The sequence below is a fragment of the Streptomyces sp. NPDC096013 genome, assembly GCF_044763565.1.
Taxonomy (GTDB): Bacteria; Actinomycetota; Actinomycetes; order Streptomycetales; family Streptomycetaceae; genus Streptomyces.
In genome coordinates, this window is sequence record NZ_JBIWGK010000002.1 from 694,324 (window position 1) to 714,044 (window position 19,721).

Here is a 19,721-nt window from a genome sequence, read left to right on the forward strand (position 1 = left end):
CCTTTCGCGGGCTGGTCGGACGGGCTGGAGGGGCTCTGCTGGTCAGAGGGGCCGGGCGGGCCGGTCGGACGGCGGCCGGTCCGGGCAGCCGCAGGACGAGCGGTGGACGAACGCGCACGGCAGGCGTACGACACGGGCGGCCCGGTCCGGGGACGCGAGCCGGTCCAGCAGGAGCCGTACGGCCTCGGCGCCGATCTCCTTGCTGGGCTGGGCGATCGCGGTCAGCCGGGGCTCGAACAGATCGGCCCACGCGAAGTCGTCGAAACAGCACAGCGCCAGGTCGCCGGGGACCGACAGGCCGCGCTCGCGCAGGGCGCGCAGGGCTCCGATGGTCATCGCGTTGTTGGCGGTGATCAGAGCCGTGGGCGGGGCGGCCAGGGACAGCAGCGTCCCGGTGGCCCGCTCGGCGGCGGCCGACTCGGAGTCGCCGTGCGCCAACAGCCGTTCCTCGTACGGGAGTCCGGCGGCGGCGAGGCCCTGCCGGTATCCGGCGATCCGCTCGCCGGTGGTGCTGAGCCCGGGCAGACCCGCGACCAGGCCGATGCGGCGGTGGCCGAGTTCCGCGAGGTGCGTGACGAGGCGGGCCGTCGGCTCGATGTTCTCCGCGCTCACCTGGTCGAAGGGGGCCGCGTCGCTCGGCGGCGCCTCGACCAGCCGGTCGAGGAACACCGTCGGTACGGAGTGCCGGCCGAGGTAGGCGACCAGCGCGTCCGGGGCCGCCGACGGGGCGACGATCATGCCGTCCACCCGGCGCTCGTGCAGGAGTTGGACGACCGTGCGCTCGTGCTCGGGGTCGTCGTGCGGGTCGGCGATGAGCAGGCTGTAACCGTGCTCCAGGGCGCCGGCCTCGACGCCTTGGAGGATCTCCGTGAAGTACGGGTTGCTGATCGCCGACACCGCCAGGCCGATCGAGCGGGTGCGGGACGTCACCAGGGAGCGGGCGAGGGTGTTGGGCGTGTAGCCCAGTTCCTCGATCGCCGTCAGCACGGCCTCCCGGGTGCCCGGCAACACCGGACGGGTGTCGTTCAGGACGTGCGAGACGGTCGCGACGGACACACCGGCGCTCCGTGCGACATCGACCATGGTGGCCATCGCGGGTCCCCTCCCTGGTCGACGCGGGTCCTCTGACCGGGAAGGTATCCCATCCGGCGCCTGACGTAAACGCTTGCGCAAACGTTTACGTACCGTGAAGGCCCCTTTGGTGAACCCCCCTCAAAGCGGACGGAACACCCCAGGTATCGTCGCCGTGCACCTACGCCCGCACCGTCGCGCACCGCCTCGTGAGCGGGCCCGAACAGGCCGAGCGGCCCGAAGGGACCGAGCGGCCAAAGCACGCTGAGCGGCCCGAGCACCCTGAGAGGGCCCGAGCACCCTGAGAGGGCCCGAGCGACCCGGGCGGCCCGCACGGCCCGCCCGCCCCGAACAACAACTGGAGACCCCCATGTCCGCCCTCCCCGCCCCGAGCCGTCGTACCGTCCTGCGCGGAGCGGCCCTCACGCCCGTCGCCGGGCTCGGACTCGTCGCGTGCTCGGGCGGTGGTTCGGGGGCCGCCGCGACCCCGACCGCGCCCGTGGAGCTGGGTGCGGAGAGCGAGGTCGCCAAGGGGAGCGCGAAGCTGTACCGGGATCAGAACGTGGTGGTCAGCCGGGCCGCGGACGGCACCCTCAAGGCGTACAGCACGATCTGCACGCACGCGCAGTGCCCCATCAACAAGCTGGACGGCACGACCCTCGTCTGCCCGTGCCACGGCAGCCAGTTCGACGCGCTGACCGGCAAGGTGGTGCAGTCCCCGGCCACCGAACCCCTGAAGGAGCTGAAGGTGACGGCCGCGAACGGGAAGATCGTCGCGGGCCCGGCCGCCTGATCACCGGGGCGTGCGGCCCCGGCCCCTCACTCCCAGTCCCAGCCGATCCCCACGATCCCCGACCGCATCCGCGGCTCGACGAGGTGCACCGAGTGGTGTCCTCCGGTCAGGCGCAGCTCCTGGCGGCCACTGCGCGGTGCCGCAGCCGAGTGCTGGGTGAAGCGGTGGCAGCGCACCGGGAGCGCGTTCTCCTCGAAGCGCACCTGGAGGGCGTACTGGCCGCCTGCGACACCGAAGTCGCGGACGTACTCGCGGGAGACGCCGGCGGTGCCGTCCTCTACGCCGTAGCGGAAGAGGAACGTATCTCCGGAGCGGAGCCGGGTGCCGAAGAGGAGTTCGGCGACCAGCATGCCGGTCTCGTGGTGGCGGCGGACGCGGCCGGTGCGGCAGTTCTCCAGGGCGTGCACGGTCATGCGGTCGGGGGCGCAGCCGGGGTCTCCGTAGTGCACGGCCATGTAGCGGTCGATGCCGTCCCGGTGGGCGCGGACGATGTGGTGGGACTCGCGGCCGGCCAGCTCGCGGTGCGGTCCGACGCGCACGCGCTCGTGCAGCCCCAAGGAGTGCAGTCCGCTGTCGAGCGAGGACTCCAGGTCAGCCAGCAGCTGTTCCAGGACACCGGACGCCTCGACGAAGGAGCGGTACGAGCGGGCGGCGGGGCGCTGCGCGACGGAGCGTTCCTCGGCCTCGGCGAGCAGCCGGATCAGGGACTCCTCGGGGAGCTGGAGGATCTCCTCCAGCGCGCGTACGGCGCGCAGCGACTCCGGGCGCTGCGGGCGGCGGGCGCCCTGCTGCCAGTAACTCAGGCTGGTGACGCCGACCTTGACCCCGTAGCGCGTCAGATGGTGCTGGACGCGTTGCAGGGGCAGTCCCCGGGCGGCGATGGCGGCGCGCAGCGCGACGTGGAAGGGGCCGCCGCGCAGGGCCGAGTCCAGTTCCGCGGTGGCGACGTCCGCCTGCTGTGTGGCGTGCGGCATGCAGGGGCCCTTTCTGTGAATGTTCACAACGGCTGGTCAGGCCGTTCACGCGGGTTGCTTCGGGGCCCCCGTCGGCACCGGAGAAAGTTCTTCACATCCGTACGCCGTCATTCACGCCCCGAGTTCCCCCGCATTGAAGCGTGTTGACCAAGTCCCGACAACACCTGTCGCCCATCAGGCATATGTGATCTGGCCCGATCGCGGTCGGCGCTCCCAGGTCCGCGACCCGAACCGCTGCCCCCGGGCACCGAGTCCCGGCTCGCCGACCTCACCGAGCTCGTCGCCAACGCCCTCGCCAACGCCGACAGCCGTGACCAGCTCACCGCGTCACGCGCGCGCGTGGTCGCCGCGGGGGACGCCTCCAGGCGTCGTATCGAACGTGACCTCCATGACGGCGTCCAGCAGCGGCTCGTCTCGCTCCGACTCGACCTCAGGACGGCCCAGTCGATGCTGGGCGAGCAGCCGGAGGAACAGCTACGTGGAGGTGTCCGCGCGGGTCGAGGACGACGTCCTGGAGGTGACGATCGCCGATGACGGGGTGGGCGGCGTCGACCTCGGGCACGGCTCCGGGCTCATCGGACTCGTCGACCGCGTCGAGGCGATCGGCGGCAGGCTGCGCGTCACCGGCCCACCGGGGGAGCCGGGACAATGGACGCAGCGCGGCAGACCGCGAAGGGACGGATCGTCCTCGCGGACGACGTCCTGCTCAGGGAGGGCCTCGCTAGCCTGTGCGAACCCCTGGGCTACGAAGTCGCGGGCCAGGCGGGCGACGCCGTGCGGCTCCTGGAACTGGTCGACGACGAGCGGCCCGGCCTCGCGATCGTCGACATCAGGATGCCGCCCGACCACGTCACCGAGGGCCTGAAGGCGGCCCGGACCACCCGCGAGCGCCACCCCGGCACCGGCACCCTCTCGAACGCCGGTATCGGCCGCAGGCTGAAGGTCACCGAGGGCGCCGTCGAGAAGCACGTCCGCGGCATCCTGGGCTAGCTCCGCCTTCCGGAAGCCTCCGAGGACCACCGCCGTGTGCTGGCGGTTCTCACGTTTCTCGACTCCCGGTAAGAGTTCCGGAGGAGATCCGCCCGGCGCGCCCGGCGTTGTCCACAGCCCCGCCGCGCTGTCACCCCGCGCCAGTAGGGTGTGAAACATGGCCGACCCCTCCAGCTACCGCCCCAGGCCGGGAGAGATCCCGGACTCGCCCGGGGTCTACAGATTCCGCGACGAGCACCGCCGGGTGATCTACGTCGGAAAGGCGAAGAGCCTGCGCCAGCGCCTGGCGAACTACTTCCAGGACCTGGCCGGACTCCACCCGCGCACGCGCACGATGGTCACCACGGCCGCGTCGGTGGAGTGGACGGTGGTGTCCACCGAGGTCGAGGCACTCCAGCTGGAGTACACCTGGATCAAGGAGTACGACCCCCGGTTCAACGTCAAGTACCGCGACGACAAGAGCTACCCGTACCTCGCGGTGACGATGAACGAGGAGTACCCGCGCGTGCAGGTGATGCGCGGTCACAAGAAGAAGGGCGTCCGCTACTTCGGGCCGTACGGACACGCCTGGGCGATCCGCGACACCGTGGACCTCCTGCTGCGCGTGTTCCCCGTCCGCACCTGCTCGGCCGGCGTCTTCAAGAACGCGGCGCGCACCGGCCGCCCCTGTCTGCTCGGCTACATCGGCAAGTGCTCCGCCCCCTGCGTCGGCCGCGTCTCCGAGGAGGAGCACCGCGAACTGGCCGAGGAGTTCAGCGACTTCATGGCCGGCCGTACCGGCACGTACATCCGCCGTCTGGAGAAGCAGATGACGGACGCGGCCGAGGACATGGAGTACGAGCGGGCCGCCCGCCTCCGTGACGACATCGAGGCCCTGAAGAAGGCCATGGAGAAGAGCGCGGTCGTCCTCGCCGACGCGACCGACGCCGACCTGATCGCGGTCGCCGAGGACGAGCTGGAGGCCGCCGTCCAGATCTTCCACGTGCGCGGCGGACGAGTGCGCGGCCAGCGCGGCTGGGTCACCGACAAGGTCGAGGACGTCACCACCCCGGCCCTCGTGGAACACGCCCTCCAGCAGCTCTACGGCGAGGAGACCGGGGACTCCGTCCCCAAGGAGGTCCTCGTCCCGGCCCTGCCCGACCCGGTGGAGCCGGTCCAGCAGTGGCTGACGGACCGGCGCGGGGCGAACGTGTCGCTGCGCATCCCGCAGCGCGGCGACAAGAAGTCCCTCATGGAGACCGTCGCGCGCAACGCCCAGCAGTCGCTGATCCTCCACAAGACCAAGCGCGCCTCCGACCTCACCACCCGCTCGCGCGCCCTGGAGGAGATCTCCGAGGCCCTCGGCCTGGACAGCGCCCCCCTGCGGATCGAGTGCTACGACATCTCGCACCTCCAGGGCGACGACGTCGTGGCGTCGATGGTCGTCTTCGAGGACGGGCTGTCCCGCAAGAGCGAGTACCGCCGCTTCCAGATCAAGGGCTTCGAGGGCCAGGACGACGTCCGCTCCATGCACGAGGTCATCACCCGCCGCTTCCGGCGCTATCTCGCCGAGAAGGAGAAGACGGGGGAGTGGGCCGACGGCGACGAGCTGACGGACCTGAAGGACGACGAGGGCCGCCCCAAGCGGTTCGCCTACCCGCCGCAGCTCGTCGTGGTCGACGGCGGACAGCCGCAGGTCGCCGCGGCCAAGCGGGCCCTGGACGAGCTGGGCATCGACGACATCGCCGTGTGCGGCCTCGCCAAGCGCCTGGAGGAGGTCTGGCTGCCCGACGAGGACGACCCCGTGGTGCTGCCCCGCACCAGCGAGGGCCTCTACCTCCTCCAGCGCGTCCGCGACGAGGCCCACCGCTTCGCGATCACCTACCAGCGCGCCAAGCGGGCCAAGCGGTTCCGGGCGAGCCCCCTGGACGACGTGCCCGGCCTCGGCGAGACCCGCAAACAGGCGCTGATCAAACACTTCGGTTCCGTGAAGAAGCTGCGATCCGCGACAATCGACCAGATCTGCGAGGTTCCGGGCATAGGCCGCAAGACCGCGGAGACCATCGCCGCGGCCCTCGCCCAGGCGGCCCCGGCCGCACCCGCCGTGAACACGGCGACCGGAGAGATCATGGACGACATGGAAGACGGGACACCCGAGACGACGGCGGGTGCCCCAGGGGAGCCCGTGACCGCGGGAGCCCCGGACGAGCGACGGGGGCAGGAGACATGACCGAACAAGAGAAGCAGCCCACAGCGGACCGAGATCGGACGCACAAGGAACCGGGCGAGGATCAGTCCTCCCAGGAGACGGTCCAGGACGACGGAGCACAGGTGAGTACGGACAGCACGGCAGCCGGGGTGCCCGAGACGGCCATCCCCGAGCTGGTGATCATCTCCGGCATGTCCGGGGCGGGGCGGTCCACCGCCGCCAAGTGCCTGGAGGACCTCGGCTGGTTCGTCGTCGACAACCTCCCGCCCGCCCTGATCCCCACCATGGTCGAGCTCGGCGCCCGCTCCCAGGGCAACGTGGCACGCATCGCGGTCGTGGTCGACGTCCGGGGCCGGCGCTTCTTCGACAACCTCCGCGAGTCCCTCGCCGACCTGGAGTCCAAGCACGTCACCCGGCGGATCGTCTTCCTGGAGTCCTCGGACGAGGCCCTGGTGCGCCGCTTCGAGTCGGTGCGCCGCCCCCACCCCCTCCAGGGCGACGGCCGCATCGTCGACGGCATCGACGCCGAGCGCGAGCTGCTGCGCGAGCTGCGCGGCGACGCCGACCTCGTCATCGACACCTCCAGCCTCAACGTCCATGAACTGCGCGCCAAGATGGACGCCCAGTTCGCCGGCGAGGAGGAGCCCGAACTGCGGGCCACCGTCATGTCCTTCGGCTTCAAGTACGGCCTCCCGGTCGACGCCGACCTCGTCGCCGACATGCGCTTCCTGCCCAACCCGCACTGGATCCCGGAGCTGCGCCCCTTCAACGGCCTCAACGAAGAGGTCTCCGCGTACGTCTTCAACCAGCCCGGCGCCAAGGAGTTCCTCGACCGCTACGCCGAGCTGCTCCGCCTCATCGCGGCCGGCTACCGGCGCGAGGGCAAGCGGTACGTGACCATCGCGATCGGCTGCACCGGCGGCAAGCACCGTTCGGTCGCCACGGCGGAGAAGCTCGCCGCGCGGCTCGCGGCAGAGGGCGTGGAGACGGTGGTCGTACACCGGGACATGGGACGGGAATGACAGGACGTAGCCCACGGCTGGGCAGGCTGCGCCGCGTGGTGCCCGAAGGACGGACGACCCGGCCCGTGGAGGCCCGCGGCGGCAAGCCGCGCCGGCGCGGCACCCAGCCCAAAGTGGTCGCCCTCGGCGGCGGCATGGGCCTGTCCGCCTCGCTCACCGCGCTGCGCCGGATCACCGGCGACCTCACCGCCGTCGTCACCGTGGCCGACGACGGCGGCTCCAGCGGCCGCCTGCGCGACGAACTGGGCGTACTGCCCCCCGGCGACCTCCGCAAGGCGCTGGCCGCGCTCTGCGGCGACGACGACTGGGGCCAGACCTGGGCCCGCGTCATCCAGCACCGTTTCCAGTCCAAGGGCGACCTGCACGAACACGCGGTCGGCAATCTGCTGATCGTCGCCCTGTGGGAGCAGCTCGGCGACCATGTGCAGGCCCTCGACCTGGTCGGCAAGCTGCTCGGCGCGCATGGGCGCGTGCTGCCCATGTCCGCCGTACCGCTGGAGTTGCAGGCCCTCGTCAAGGGGCACGATCCGGCGCGGCCCGACGACGTGGACACCGTCCGGGGGCAGGCGACCGTGGCGCTCACGCCCGGCGAGGTGCAGTCCGTGCACCTCGTGCCGCACGACCCGCCAGCCGTGCCGGAGGCCGTCGCCGCGGTGCTCGACGCGGACTGGGTGGTGCTCGGCCCGGGCTCCTGGTTCTCGTCCGTCATCCCGCACCTGCTGGTGCCGGAACTGCTCGACGCGCTCACCGAGACGAAGGCGCGCCGGGTACTCTCCCTGAACCTCGTGCCGCAGCCCGGAGAAACCGATGGCTTCTCCCCGCAGCGTCATTTGGAGGTTTTGGGACGACACGCCCCTAAACTCGCCCTGGACGTGGTGCTGGCCGACGAGGCAGCCGTGCCCGACCGAGCGTCGCTCACCGAAGCCGCCAAGCGGCTGGACGCCGCGGTCGAGCTGGCGCCGGTGGCCCGGACCGACGGAACTCCAAGGCACGACCCGGAGCTGTTGGCCGCCGCGTACGACCGTATTTTTCGGATGCATGGAAGGATCGGCCCATGGCGATGACGGCAGCGGTGAAGGATGAGATCTCCCGGCTCCCCGTCACCCGGACCTGTTGCAGGAAGGCGGAGGTCTCCGCCATCTTGCGGTTCGCCGGCGGCCTCCACCTGGTGAGCGGGCGCATCGTGATCGAGGCGGAGCTGGACACCGCGATGGCGGCGCGCCGGCTGAAGCGGGACATCCTGGAGATCTTCGGCCACAGTTCCGAGCTGATCGTGATGGCGCCCGGCGGACTGCGCCGCGGCTCGCGTTACGTCGTCCGGGTGGTCGCGGGCGGCGATCAGCTGGCCCGGCAGACGGGCCTCGTGGACGGCCGCGGACGCCCCATCCGGGGCCTGCCCCCGCAGGTCGTCTCCGGGGCCACCTGTGACGCCGAGGCGGCCTGGAGAGGCGCGTTCCTCGCGCACGGCTCGCTGACCGAGCCCGGCCGGTCCTCCTCCCTGGAGGTGACCTGCCCGGGCCCCGAGGCGGCGCTCGCGCTGGTCGGTGCCGCCCGCAGGCTGTCGATCGCGGCGAAGGCCCGCGAGGTGCGCGGCGTGGACCGCGTGGTCGTCCGCGACGGTGACGCGATCGGCGCCCTGCTCACCCGGCTCGGCGCGCACGAGTCGGTGCTGGCCTGGGAGGAGCGCCGGATGCGCCGCGAGGTGCGCGCCACGGCGAACCGCCTCGCCAACTTCGACGACGCCAACCTCCGCCGCTCGGCCCGCGCGGCCGTCGCCGCGGGCGCCCGTGTCCAGCGCGCGCTGGAGATCCTCGCCGACGAGGTCCCCGAGCACCTCGCGGCGGCCGGACGGCTCCGCATGGACCACAAGCAGGCCTCCCTGGAGGAGCTGGGCGCCCTCGCCGACCCGCCGCTCACCAAGGACGCGGTGGCCGGCCGTATCCGCCGACTGCTGGCGATGGCCGACAAGCGCGCCCAGGACCTCGGCATCCCGGGCACGGAGTCGAGCATCACCGAGGAGATGGCCGACAACTTGGTCGGCTGACCCGCAGGGTGCTGACGGACCCTCAACACGCCGGTGCGGATGCCCGATTCGGGGCGCCGCCACCGGCGTGTCGTCGTCCGTGGCACAGTGGGCGACGACGGACGGGCCGTCACCATGCCGACGCCGGCGCCCGTTCGGCTCTGACGGCCGGTCAGGTCGGGGGCGGCCAACGGCCCGTACACCGAAGAGCCCCATTTATCTCCCCTTGAGGCACCCTTGACTCGATCATGAAGTGTCATGAGCCTGGCAACTGTTCGCCACTGTGGCGAACAGTTGCCAGGGGGTTTCATGAGACACAGAGCGAGATCGATCCTCGCTGTCGGCGCGCTCCTGATCGCAGGCGCGAGCATCGCACCCATCGCCCAGGCACAGGGCGGGAGTTCCACGAAGTCCGACCCCGACGAGGTCAAGGTCTTCCACGCCGACGTCACCCAGCAGCAGATACCCCTGCTCCTGAAGGCCGGACAGGACGCCCACGAACTCGGCGACAACCAGTTCTCGGCCTCCGGCAAGACCGCCGTGGAGGTCTATCTCACCGACCGGCAGGCCCAGAAGCTGGAGAAGCAGGGCGTCGCCCTCACCGAGCACACGCTGACGGCCAAGGCCGAGACACGCGTCGAGAACGCGGCACAGGGCGTCTTCCGCCCGTACAGCGGAAGCGGCGGGCTCAAGGAGGAGATCGTCAGGACCGGGCAGGCCAACCCCGGTCTCACCAAGGTCGAGTCCATCGGCAAGACGGTCGACGGCCAGGACATCCTCGCGCTCAAACTGACCAAGGGCGCGAAGAAGACCAAGGACGGCTCCAAGCCCTCCGTGCTGTACGTGTCCAACCAGCACGCGCGCGAGTGGATCACGCCGGAGATGACCCGCCGGCTGATGCACTACTACCTGGACAACTACAAGACCGACAAGCGCATCAAGAAGATCGTCGACTCCACCGAGCTGTGGTTCGTGCTGTCGGCCAACCCGGACGGCTACGACTACACGTTCCAGAACAGCGACACGCGCCTGTGGCGCAAGAACCTGCGGGACGTCAACGGCGACGGCACCATCTCCACCGGCGACGGCGTCGACCTCAACCGCAACTTCGCCTACAAGTGGGGCTACGACGACGAGGGTTCGTCCCCCAACCCCACCAGTGAGACCTACCGGGGCGCGAGCCCGAACTCCGAGCCGGAGACCGCGGCGCTCGACGCCTTCGAGAAGCGGATCGGCTTCACCTACGGCATCAACTACCACTCCGCCGCCGAACTCCTCCTCTACGGGGTCGGCTGGCAGGTCGCGACCCCCACCCCGGACGACGTCCTCTACAAGGCGCTCGCCGGTACCCCGGACAACCCGGCGATCCCCGGCTACCACTCGCAGGTCTCCTCGGAGCTGTACACGACCAATGGCGAGGCGGACGGCCACGCGTCGAACGTCAACAGGATGTCGATGTTCACCCCCGAGATGTCGACCTGTCAGACCGCGTCGAACATCGACCCGAACGACGCCTGGAACGCGGCCGACTGCCAGTCCGTCTTCAACTTCCCCGACGACGAGAAGCTGATCCAGGACGAGTTCAAGAAGAACATCCCCTTCGCGCTCTCCGTCGCCGAGACCGCCGTCCACCCCGACCGGCCCACCTCGGCGGTCGGCCTCAGCGCCGCCGACTTCACCCCGGCCGCCTTCACCACGTCGTACTCCCGCGGCGCCGACCAGAAGGTCTCCGTCGTCGTACGGAAGTCCGTGCGCGACAAGGAACTCAAGTACCGCGTCAACGGCGGCCGTACGGAGCACATGGCGCTCAAGCCCTGGAAGGGCGGCCAGACCTACGGCGGGCACGACAACCTGTACTTCGACGAGTACCGCGCCACGGTCAGGGACGGCGACCCGGGCGACAAGGTCGAGGTGTGGTTCACCGGTGAGACGAAAGCCGGGAAGCCCACCTCCAGCACCCACTTCACGTACACGGTGGCCAAGCGGCCCGCGGCCGACACCCTCGTGGTCGCCGAGGAAGGCGCCGCCGCGACCCAGGCGCAGACCTACGTCGACGCGCTGAAGGCCGCCGGCCGCAAGGCGGTCGTCTGGGACGTCGCCACCCAGGGCGCGCCCGACGCGCTCGGCGTGCTCGACCACTTCAAGACCGTCGTCCACTACTCGGGCACGGCGGGACCGGGCAACGACACCCAGCTCCAGCTGCGCGCCTTCCTCAACGAGGGCGGCAAGCTGATCGAGGCCGGCGAACAGGCCGGCGGCTTCGTCGACCTCGGCGACGGCACCCCCTCGAACGACTTCAGCCAGTACTACCTGGGCGCCTATTCACGTACGTCCACCCCCGGGGCCACCGGTTTCAACGGCTCCGGCAAGCTCGCCGGCTTCACCGGACCGCTGAGCGGCGCGCCCGGCAACCCGCTGGACCGGGCCGGTACGTACAGCGTCACCTCCGACTCGCTGGCGCCCGCCACGTATCCGCAGTTCGCGAGCGCGGGGGCGGGCCAGTTCGCCGGGACCGTCAACCCGTACGGGCCCTACGCGGGCTCCTACATGGCCGCCGCCGTCCACACCGACGACGCCTACAAGCGCCTCACCCGCACCATCGACCTCACCGGTGTCAGCGCGGCCGACAAGCCCACGCTGCGCAGCGAACTGCTGTGGGACACCGAGCCCGGCTACGACCACGCCGTGGTCGAGATCCACACCACCGGGGCCGACGACTGGACCACGCTCCCGGAGGTCGGCGGCGCCACCAGCACCGCCCTGCCGTCCGAGTGCGAGGCCGGCTTCCTGGTCGCCGAGCACCCCTGGCTCAAGCACTACCTGACCTTCTCCACCGCGGGCTGCACCGCGACCGGCACCACCGGTAAGTGGAACAGCTTCACCGGCGCCTCCGACGGCTGGCAGCAGGTCGGCTTCGACCTGAGCGCCTACGCCGGCAAGTCGGTCGAGGTCTCGCTGAGTTACATCACCGACCCGGGCTCCGGCGGTCACGGCGTCCTCGCCGACGACACCTCGCTCGTCCTGGGCGGCACGGCGACCCAGACCGAGGGCTTCGAGACCTCCCTCGGCGCCTGGAGCGTCACAGGCCCGCCTCCGGGCAGCCCGGCCGTCCTGAAGGACTGGACGCGCACGGGAGCCCTGTTCCAGACGTACGGCGCGGTCACCACCGACCGCACCGTGCTGCTCGGCTTCGGCCTGGAACAGGTCACCTCGGCCGCCGACCGGGCGGCCCTGCTCAAGAAGGCTCTGGCGGCTCTTCGGAGCTGACTCGGTACGACGATGTCATGAACATCCAGGGCGGTCCGTACCCCTACTGGCGGGTACGGACCGCCCTGCCGTGTATGGGGCATCTCGATGTCACCACGGAGGCCTCAGGGAGGTAGGGTCGTAGGCGGTCGGGGACATCCCATACAACTCGCCGGCACTGAGCCGGCGTACCAACGAGGAGATCGGTTCGTGACGATCCGCGTAGGCATCAACGGCTTTGGCCGCATCGGTCGTAACTACTTCCGCGCGCTGCTGGAGCAGGGTGCTGACATCGAGATCGTGGCTGTCAACGACCTGGGTGACACCGCGACCACCGCTCACCTGCTCAAGTACGACACCATCCTGGGCCGACTCAAGGCCGAGGTGTCGCACACCGAGGACACCATCACCGTCGACGGCCACACCATCAAGGTGCTGTCCGAGCGCAACCCCGCCGACATCCCGTGGGGCGACCTCGGGGTCGACATCGTCATCGAGTCGACCGGCATCTTCACGAAGAAGGCCGACGCCGAGAAGCACATCGCCGGTGGCGCCAAGAAGGTCCTCATCTCGGCTCCGGCCAAGGACGAGGACATCACCATCGTGATGGGCGTCAACCAGGACAAGTACGAGCCGGCGAACCACCACGTCATCTCGAACGCCTCCTGCACCACCAACTGTGTGGCGCCGATGGCCAAGGTGCTCGACGAGAACTTCGGCATCGTCAAGGGCCTGATGACGACGGTCCACGCGTACACGAACGACCAGCGCATCCTGGACTTCCCGCACAAGGACCTGCGCCGCGCCCGCGCCGCCGCCGAGAACATCATCCCGACGACGACCGGTGCCGCCAAGGCGACCGCCCTCGTGCTCCCGCAGCTCAAGGGCAAGCTCGACGGCATCGCGATGCGCGTCCCGGTCCCGACCGGCTCGGCCACCGACCTGGTCGTGACGCTGGCCCGCGAGACCACCAAGGACGAGGTCAACGCCGCGTTCAAGAAGGCCTCCGAGGACGGCGACCTCAAGGGCTACCTGGTGTACACCGAGGACGAGATCGTCTCCTCGGACATCGTCAGCGACCCGGCGTCCTGCACCTTCGACGCCTCCCTGACCATGGTCCAGGAGGGCAACACGGTGAAGATCCTCGGCTGGTACGACAACGAGTGGGGCTACTCCAACCGCCTCGTCGACCTCACGGTCTTCGTCGGCGGCCAGCTCTAACTCCCGGAGCAGGCAACTCGATGTGAGTCAGGGCTCGGGCAGCGCACGCCGCGCTGCCCGGGCCCTGTACTACGTAGTGATCGATCAGCCCTCTCGGATCTGAAGAGCCCTCCCTAGGAGTCCCTTTATGAAGACGATCGACGAACTTCTCGCCGAAGGCGTGGACGGCAAGCGGGTCTTCGTCCGCGCCGACCTCAACGTCCCGCTGGCCGACGGCCTCATCACCGACGACGGCCGTATCCGCGCCGTGCTGCCCACCGTCAAGGCCCTCGCCGAGGCGGGCGCCAAGGTGATCGTGGCCTCGCACCTGGGCCGCCCCAAGGGCGCCCCGGACCCGGCGTTCTCCCTCCTCCAGCCGGCCGAGCGCCTCGCCGAACTCCTGGGCGCGCCGGTCGCGTTCGCCCAGGACACCGTCGGCCCCGCCGCCCACGACGCGGTCCGCGGCCTGGAGCCCGGCCAGGTCGCGGTCATCGAGAACCTGCGCTTCAACGCGGGCGAGACCTCCAAGGACGACACCGAGCGCGGCGAGTTCGCCGACCAGCTCGCCGCCCTGGCGGACATCTACGTAGGCGACGGCTTCGGTGCCGTGCACCGCAAGCACGCCTCCGTGTACGACCTCCCGGCCCGGCTGCCGCACTACGCCGGCTACCTCATCGCCACCGAGGTCGGCGTCCTGAAGAAGCTCACCGAGGACGTCAAGCGGCCCTACGTGGTCGCGCTCGGCGGCTCCAAGGTCTCCGACAAGCTCGCCGTCATCGACCAGCTGCTCGGCAAGGCCGACCGCATCCTCATCGGCGGCGGCATGGCCTTCACCTTCCTCAAGGCCAAGGGCTACGAGATCGGCGCCTCCCTGGTCCAGGACGACCAGATTCCCGCCGTCACCGAGTACGTCGAGCGCGCCGAGAAGAACGGCGTCGAGCTGGTCGTCCCGGTCGACGTCGTGACCGCGTCCGCGTTCCCCGACCTGAAGACGAAGGCCCCGTCCAACCCCACCACCGTCGCCGCGGACGCCATCCCCGCCGACCAGATGGGCCTCGACATCGGTCCCGAGACCGGTGCCCTGTACGCCTCGAAGCTCGCCGACGCGGCCACCATCTTCTGGAACGGCCCGATGGGCGTCTTCGAGCACCCCGACTACGCCGCGGGCACCAAGGCGGTCGCCCAGGCACTTCTCGACTCCTCGGCGTTCACGGTCGTCGGCGGTGGCGACTCCGCCGCGGCCGTCCGCATCCTGGGCTTCGACGAGACCGCATTCGGCCACATCTCGACCGGCGGCGGCGCATCCCTCGAATACCTCGAGGGCAAGACGCTCCCCGGCCTCGCCGCACTGGAGGACTGACCTCAATGAGCACGCGCACGCCGATCATGGCGGGCAACTGGAAGATGAACCTCAACCACCTCGAGGCCATCGCCCACGTCCAGAAGCTCGCCTTCGCCCTCGCGGACAAGGACTACGAGGCCGTCGAGGTCGCCGTCCTGCCGCCCTTCACCGACCTGCGCTCCGTGCAGACCCTGGTCGACGGCGACAAGCTCAGGATCAAGTACGGCGCCCAGGACGTCTCGGCACACGACTCCGGCGCCTACACCGGCGAGATCTCCGGTGCGATGCTGGCCAAGCTCAAGTGCACGTACGTGGCCATCGGCCACTCCGAGCGCCGCCAGTACCACGCCGAGACCGACGAGGTCGTCAACGCCAAGGTGAAGGCCGCGTACAAGCACGGCCTGACCCCGATCCTCTGCGTCGGCGAGGAGCTGGACGTCCGCGAGGCGGGCAACCACGTCGCGCACACGCTCAGCCAGGTCGAGGGCGGCCTCAAGGACGTCCCGGCCGAGCAGGCCGAGACGATCGTCATCGCCTACGAGCCCGTCTGGGCCATCGGCACCGGCAAGGTCTGCGGCTCCGGCGACGCCCAGGAGGTCTGCCAGGCCATCCGCGGCAAGCTCGCCGAGCTGTACACCCAGGAGCTGGCCGACCAGGTCCGCATCCAGTACGGCGGCTCGGTCAAGTCCGGCAACGTCGCCGAGATCATGGCCCAGCCCGACGTCGACGGCGCCCTGGTCGGCGGTGCCTCGCTGGACGCCGACGAGTTCGTCAAGATCGTGCGCTTCCGCGATCAGTGAGCTTGACCGTGTGTAGGCGGTAGCCGCGATCCGTCGTACCCTTGCGGGGGCATAGCGCCAGCCGCTGTGCCCCTGTCGTCCATCCGAATCCGAGGAAGTTGGTCCAGCCGTGGTTTTGGGGTTCTCGATCGCCCTGATCGTCTTCAGCCTGCTGCTGATGCTGCTGGTGCTGATGCACAAGGGGAAGGGTGGCGGTCTCTCCGACATGTTCGGTGGCGGAATGGCGTCGTCCGTCGGCGGCTCTTCGGTCGCCGAGCGCAACCTGGACCGCATCACCGTGGTGCTCGGTCTGCTCTGGTTCGCCTGCATCGTCGTGCTCGGTCTGCTGATGAAGACGAACTGACCGCACGTTCCGTCGCACATTCCGTACGTAAGGCCCCATGTTCGGTACGCGCAGCTGAGCGCGGCCTATCATGGGGCTTGCGTCTAGGTGTGGGGGCTGTAACTCCAACCACTGGACGCGCGTTGGGCCTTACGTAGACTGAGGCGCTCGCAACGGAGCGAAACGCCGACTCGCTTCGCGGCACCATCACGCAGGGAGTTACGACCGTGGCAAGTGGCAACGCGATCCGTGGAAGCCGGGTCGGGGCGGGGCCGATGGGCGAGGCCGAGCGTGGCGAGTCCGCGCCCCGGCTGCGCATCTCCTTCTGGTGCTCGAACGGGCACGAGACGCAGCCCAGCTTCGCCAGCGACGCGCAGGTTCCCGACACCTGGGACTGCCCGCGCTGCGGCTTCCCGGCCGGACAGGACCGGGACAACCCGCCGGACCCGCCGCGCACCGAGCCCTACAAGACGCACCTCGCGTATGTACGGGAGCGGCGCAGCGACGCGGACGGCGAGGCGATCCTCGCCGAGGCGCTCGCCAAACTGCGGGGAGAAATCTAGGAGTTGAACCGGCCGGACGCCCACGAGGTGTCTGGACGGAGCTGTTTCGCCCCCCGGCGGCCGACGGCCTCCGGACCGATTGTCAGTGCTGCCCTCTACGGTTTGTGAAGTGACGAACCGTGAGGGGGAACGGTGACGACGGTCGAGGTGACGGGCAGTCATGTGCCCGCGTGGCAAGGGGGATTCGGGCGGCTGTAGAGCGCGGCCGTGGTGTCGCGCTTCGGGGACGCCCTGCGCGGTTCGGCGCTGCCGCTGCTCGCCGTGTCGCTGACGCGCCGGCCCCTGCTCATCGCGTCCGTCACCGCCTGCGGCTATCTGCCCTGGATCATCTTCGGCCTGCTCGGCGGCGCGGTCGCGGACCGGGTGGACCAGCGGCGCGCGATGTGGCGGGTGGACGCGGCCCGCGGGCTGCTCGTCGCCGCCTTCGCCGTGGCCGTCGCGCTCGGCCGGGCCTCGATCCCGCTGCTCATCGCGCTCGCCTTCGCCCTGACCACGCTCCAGACCCTCTTCGACAACGCCGCCACGGCGCTGCTGCCGGCCCTGGTGGACCGCTCCGCGCTCGGTGCCGCCAACGCCCGGCTGATGACCGGGCAGAAGATCGCGGGCGGTCTGCTGGGGGCGCCCGTGGTGCCGGTGCTGATCGTCGCCGGGGCCGCCGTCCCCTTCGCGGCCGACGCCCTGACCTTCCTGGTGGCCGCCGCACTGGTCGCCTCGCTGCGGACTCCCGCGCCCGCCGGGGGAGCGGGACCCGAGGACGGTGCGCCGCGCGGCCCGAGACCGGCGGGCAGCACCCTGCGCGGGGAGATCGCCGACGGGCTGCGCACCCTGTGGCACGACCGGCCCCTGCGCGGCCTGTGCGCCGCGACCGCCCTGTGCAACATCGGCATGGGCGCCCTGATCGCCACCCTGGTCGTCCTGGTGACCGGCCGGCTGCACGGCGGCACCGCCGGATACGCCGCGGTGACCACCGCGTTCACGGTCGGCGGCCTGGCCGGGGGAGCGCTGCACCGGCGGATCACCGACCGGCTCGGTCCCCTGCGGGCCGTGCTGCTCGCGGGTCTCGTGCAGACCGGAGCGCTCGTCGTCATCGGCACCGCGCGCAGCCTGACCGCCGTCGTCGTGGCCATGGCGGCCTTCGGCGTCATGAGCATGGTGTGGAACGTCAACACGACCACGCTGATGCAGCAGCGCACGCCCACCGATCTGCTGGGCCGGGTCAGCTCGGCCTTCCGGACCCTGGCCGCGGCCGGGGCCCCACTGGGCGCGCTTCTCGGCGGGGCCGTCGCCACCGCCTGGGGAACGAACACGCCCGCGCTGCTCACCGCGGCTTTCTTCGTTCTGTCGGTCCTGGCACTGATACCGGCGGTCAAGCCGGACGTACCTGTTGTTGCCCTGGAGGACGACGCGACGACAGCTCGCGTCACGGGCTGATCAATTAGGTTGGAACAGGCCCGCAGGTCGGTAGGAAAGAAGGCTGAAGTCGCAATGAACGCAGACGGCCGTACCAGGCTCAACCAGACGCCCGAGTGGACCGCCTTGGCCCAGCACCGTGAGGAGCTCGGCGAGGTGCGGTTGCGGGAGCTGTTCGCCGCCGATCCCGGGCGCGGCACCGGGTACACGCTCAAGGTCGGTGACCTGCACCTCGACTACTCGAAGCACCTAGTCACCGACGAGACCCTCGCCCTGCTCCAGGAACTGGCCGCCGCGACGGATGTGTTCGGTCTCCGGGATGCCATGTTCCGTGGTGAGAAGATCAACGTCACGGAGGACCGCGCGGTCCTGCACACCGCCCTGCGTGCCCCGCGGGACGCGGTGGTCGAGGTCGACGGCGAGAACGTGGTGCCCCAGGTCCACGCCGTCCTCGACAAGATGGCCGCTTTCGCGGACCGGGTCCGCTCGGGCGAGTGGACCGGGCACACCGGCAGGCGCATCAAGAACGTCGTCAATATCGGCATCGGCGGCTCCGACCTCGGCCCGGCGATGGCCTATGAGGCGCTGCGCGCGTTCACGGACCGGGATCTGACGGTCCGGTTCGTGTCGAACGTGGACGGCGCCGACCTGCACGAGGCCACCCGTGACCTCGACCCGGCCGAGACGCTGTTCATCATCGCCTCGAAGACGTTCACCACGATCGAGACGATCACCAACGCGACCTCCGCCCGGGACTGGCTCCTGACCGAGCTGAAGGCCGGCCAGGACGCCGTCGCCCGGCACTTCGTGGCGCTGTCGACGAACGCCGGGAAGGTGTCGGAGTTCGGTATCGACACGGACAACATGTTCGAGTTCTGGGACTGGGTCGGGGGACGCTACTCCTTCGACTCGGCGATCGGCCTGTCGCTGATGATCGCTGTGGGGCCGGACCGCTTCCGGGAGATGCTGGATGGCTTCCACCTCGTCGACGAGCACTTCCGCACCGCGCCCCCGGAGTCCAACGCACCGTTGCTGCTGGGCCTGTTGGGTGTCTGGTACGGCAACTTCCACGACGCCCAGTCGCACGCGGTGCTGCCCTACAGCCACTATCTCTCCAAGTTCACCGCCTACTTGCAGCAGCTGGACATGGAGTCCAACGGCAAGTCCGTGGACCGGGACGGCAATCCGGTGGAGTGGCAGACCGGCCCGGTGGTGTGGGGCACCCCGGGCACCAACGGCCAGCACGCCTACTACCAGCTCATCCACCAGGGCACCAAGCTGATCCCGGCGGACTTCATCGGCTTCGCCAGTCCGGTCGGTGAGCTGAGCGAGGCTCTCAAGGCGCAGCACGACCTGCTGATGGCCAACTTCTTCGCCCAGACCCAGGCGCTGGCGTTCGGCAAGACACCGGACGAGGTCCGCGCGGAGGGCGTGCCCGAGGAACTGGTGCCGCACAAGACGTTCCGGGGCAACCACCCCACGACGACGATCCTGGCCCGCGAGCTGACCCCGTCCGTACTGGGGCAGCTGATCGCCCTGTACGAGCACAAGGTGTTCGTCCAGGGCGCGGTCTGGAACATCGACTCCTTCGACCAGTGGGGCGTCGAACTCGGCAAGGTCCTCGCCAAACGCGTCGAACCCGCCCTCACCGAAGGCGCCGACGTACCCGGCCTCGACCCCTCCACCACCGCCCTGGTCGCCGAGTACCGCGAGCTGCGCGGGCGTTGAGACAGCGAAGAGCCCGTACGACCGAGGTCGTACGGGCTCTTCGGCGGGG

At 70.2% G+C, this 19,721-nt stretch carries 16 protein-coding genes and 1 pseudogene; 15 read left to right on the forward strand and 2 right to left on the reverse strand.

What is annotated here, in order from left to right; translation table 11 throughout:
• Window positions 1–42: 42 nt before the first annotated feature.
• Window positions 43–1,092: a LacI family DNA-binding transcriptional regulator gene (locus ACIRB1_RS10605; protein ID WP_403465263.1), complete on the reverse strand. Its 1,050-nt coding sequence runs from the start codon at window positions 1,090–1,092 to the stop codon at window positions 43–45.
• 349 nt (window positions 1,093–1,441) lie between these two features.
• Here ACIRB1_RS10605 and ACIRB1_RS10610 point away from each other — a divergent pair, with 349 nt between their 5' ends.
• A complete protein-coding gene (locus ACIRB1_RS10610) occupies window positions 1,442–1,864 on the forward strand; it encodes a Rieske 2Fe-2S domain-containing protein (RefSeq protein ID WP_403465264.1) in 423 nt (140 codons plus the stop codon).
• A 26-nt stretch (window positions 1,865–1,890) separates the two neighbouring features.
• On the opposite strand, the gene ACIRB1_RS10615 is transcribed toward ACIRB1_RS10610, so the two are convergent.
• Window positions 1,891–2,838 carry a hypothetical protein gene (locus tag ACIRB1_RS10615; protein WP_352183842.1) on the reverse strand — a complete coding sequence of 316 codons (948 nt, stop codon included), beginning with the start codon at window positions 2,836–2,838 and terminating at the stop codon, window positions 1,891–1,893.
• A gap of 339 nt (window positions 2,839–3,177) precedes the next feature.
• On the opposite strand from ACIRB1_RS10615, the gene ACIRB1_RS10620 reads away from it, so the two are divergent.
• From ACIRB1_RS10620 to pgi, 14 genes and pseudogenes are all read left to right on the forward strand, one after another.
• A complete protein-coding gene (locus tag ACIRB1_RS10620) occupies window positions 3,178–3,372 on the forward strand; it encodes a histidine kinase (RefSeq protein ID WP_403465265.1) in 195 nt (64 codons plus the stop codon).
• 114 nt (window positions 3,373–3,486) lie between these two features.
• Window positions 3,487–3,900 (forward strand): annotated as a pseudogene (locus ACIRB1_RS10625) (response regulator transcription factor).
• An 85-nt stretch (window positions 3,901–3,985) separates the two neighbouring features.
• Entirely contained in the window at window positions 3,986–6,037 is a 2,052-nt protein-coding gene (uvrC, locus tag ACIRB1_RS10630) for an excinuclease ABC subunit UvrC (RefSeq protein WP_403465266.1), read from the forward strand.
• Window positions 6,034–7,038, forward strand: coding sequence for an RNase adapter RapZ (rapZ, locus tag ACIRB1_RS10635; RefSeq protein WP_352183844.1), 1,005 nt, complete (start codon window positions 6,034–6,036; stop codon window positions 7,036–7,038). The genes uvrC and rapZ overlap by 4 nt, the downstream gene beginning before the upstream one ends.
• Complete coding sequence (gene yvcK, locus ACIRB1_RS10640) at window positions 7,035–8,102, forward strand: uridine diphosphate-N-acetylglucosamine-binding protein YvcK (RefSeq protein ID WP_352183845.1); 1,068 nt, start codon at window positions 7,035–7,037, stop codon at window positions 8,100–8,102. The genes rapZ and yvcK overlap by 4 nt, the downstream gene beginning before the upstream one ends.
• Window positions 8,093–9,082: a DNA-binding protein WhiA gene (whiA, locus tag ACIRB1_RS10645; RefSeq protein ID WP_329555556.1), complete on the forward strand. Its 990-nt coding sequence runs from the start codon at window positions 8,093–8,095 to the stop codon at window positions 9,080–9,082. The genes yvcK and whiA overlap by 10 nt, the downstream gene beginning before the upstream one ends.
• A gap of 288 nt (window positions 9,083–9,370) precedes the next feature.
• Window positions 9,371–12,328 carry a M14 family zinc carboxypeptidase gene (locus ACIRB1_RS10650; protein WP_403465267.1) on the forward strand — a complete coding sequence of 986 codons (2,958 nt, stop codon included), beginning with the start codon at window positions 9,371–9,373 and terminating at the stop codon, window positions 12,326–12,328.
• 189 nt (window positions 12,329–12,517) lie between these two features.
• Window positions 12,518–13,528: a type I glyceraldehyde-3-phosphate dehydrogenase gene (gene gap, locus ACIRB1_RS10655; protein ID WP_352183847.1), complete on the forward strand. Its 1,011-nt coding sequence runs from the start codon at window positions 12,518–12,520 to the stop codon at window positions 13,526–13,528.
• A 127-nt stretch (window positions 13,529–13,655) separates the two neighbouring features.
• Complete coding sequence (locus tag ACIRB1_RS10660) at window positions 13,656–14,867, forward strand: phosphoglycerate kinase (RefSeq protein ID WP_403465268.1); 1,212 nt, start codon at window positions 13,656–13,658, stop codon at window positions 14,865–14,867.
• A gap of 5 nt (window positions 14,868–14,872) precedes the next feature.
• Complete coding sequence (gene tpiA / locus ACIRB1_RS10665) at window positions 14,873–15,649, forward strand: triose-phosphate isomerase (RefSeq protein ID WP_352183849.1); 777 nt, start codon at window positions 14,873–14,875, stop codon at window positions 15,647–15,649.
• A gap of 109 nt (window positions 15,650–15,758) precedes the next feature.
• Complete coding sequence (gene secG / locus ACIRB1_RS10670) at window positions 15,759–15,992, forward strand: preprotein translocase subunit SecG (RefSeq protein ID WP_078532404.1); 234 nt, start codon at window positions 15,759–15,761, stop codon at window positions 15,990–15,992.
• 206 nt (window positions 15,993–16,198) lie between these two features.
• Entirely contained in the window at window positions 16,199–16,534 is a 336-nt protein-coding gene (locus tag ACIRB1_RS10675) for an RNA polymerase-binding protein RbpA (protein WP_003957010.1), read from the forward strand.
• Between the two features lie 207 nt (window positions 16,535–16,741).
• Entirely contained in the window at window positions 16,742–17,965 is a 1,224-nt protein-coding gene (locus ACIRB1_RS10680; protein ID WP_403465269.1) for an MFS transporter, read from the forward strand.
• Window positions 17,966–18,019: 54 nt separating this feature from the next.
• Window positions 18,020–19,672, forward strand: a complete 1,653-nt coding sequence (gene pgi / locus ACIRB1_RS10685) for a glucose-6-phosphate isomerase (protein WP_403465270.1) — start codon at window positions 18,020–18,022, stop codon at window positions 19,670–19,672.
• The last annotated feature ends 49 nt before the right edge of the window (window positions 19,673–19,721 follow it).

Excerpts from the sequence above, each read along its gene's own strand:
- pgi (WP_403465270.1), top strand. The coding sequence starts at position 18,020 with ATGAACGCAGACGGCCGTACCAGGCTCAACCAGACGCCCGAGTGGACC.
- ACIRB1_RS10605 (WP_403465263.1), bottom strand. The coding sequence starts at position 1,092 with ATGGCCACCATGGTCGATGTCGCACGGAGCGCCGGTGTGTCCGTCGCG.
- uvrC (WP_403465266.1), top strand. The coding sequence starts at position 3,986 with ATGGCCGACCCCTCCAGCTACCGCCCCAGGCCGGGAGAGATCCCGGAC.
- ACIRB1_RS10610 (WP_403465264.1), top strand. The coding sequence starts at position 1,442 with ATGTCCGCCCTCCCCGCCCCGAGCCGTCGTACCGTCCTGCGCGGAGCG.
- ACIRB1_RS10660 (WP_403465268.1), top strand. The coding sequence starts at position 13,656 with ATGAAGACGATCGACGAACTTCTCGCCGAAGGCGTGGACGGCAAGCGG.
- rapZ (WP_352183844.1), top strand. The coding sequence starts at position 6,034 with ATGACCGAACAAGAGAAGCAGCCCACAGCGGACCGAGATCGGACGCAC.
- whiA (WP_329555556.1), top strand. The coding sequence starts at position 8,093 with ATGGCGATGACGGCAGCGGTGAAGGATGAGATCTCCCGGCTCCCCGTC.
- tpiA (WP_352183849.1), top strand. The coding sequence starts at position 14,873 with ATGAGCACGCGCACGCCGATCATGGCGGGCAACTGGAAGATGAACCTC.
- ACIRB1_RS10615 (WP_352183842.1), bottom strand. The coding sequence starts at position 2,838 with ATGCCGCACGCCACACAGCAGGCGGACGTCGCCACCGCGGAACTGGAC.
- yvcK (WP_352183845.1), top strand. The coding sequence starts at position 7,035 with ATGACAGGACGTAGCCCACGGCTGGGCAGGCTGCGCCGCGTGGTGCCC.
- ACIRB1_RS10650 (WP_403465267.1), top strand. The coding sequence starts at position 9,371 with ATGAGACACAGAGCGAGATCGATCCTCGCTGTCGGCGCGCTCCTGATC.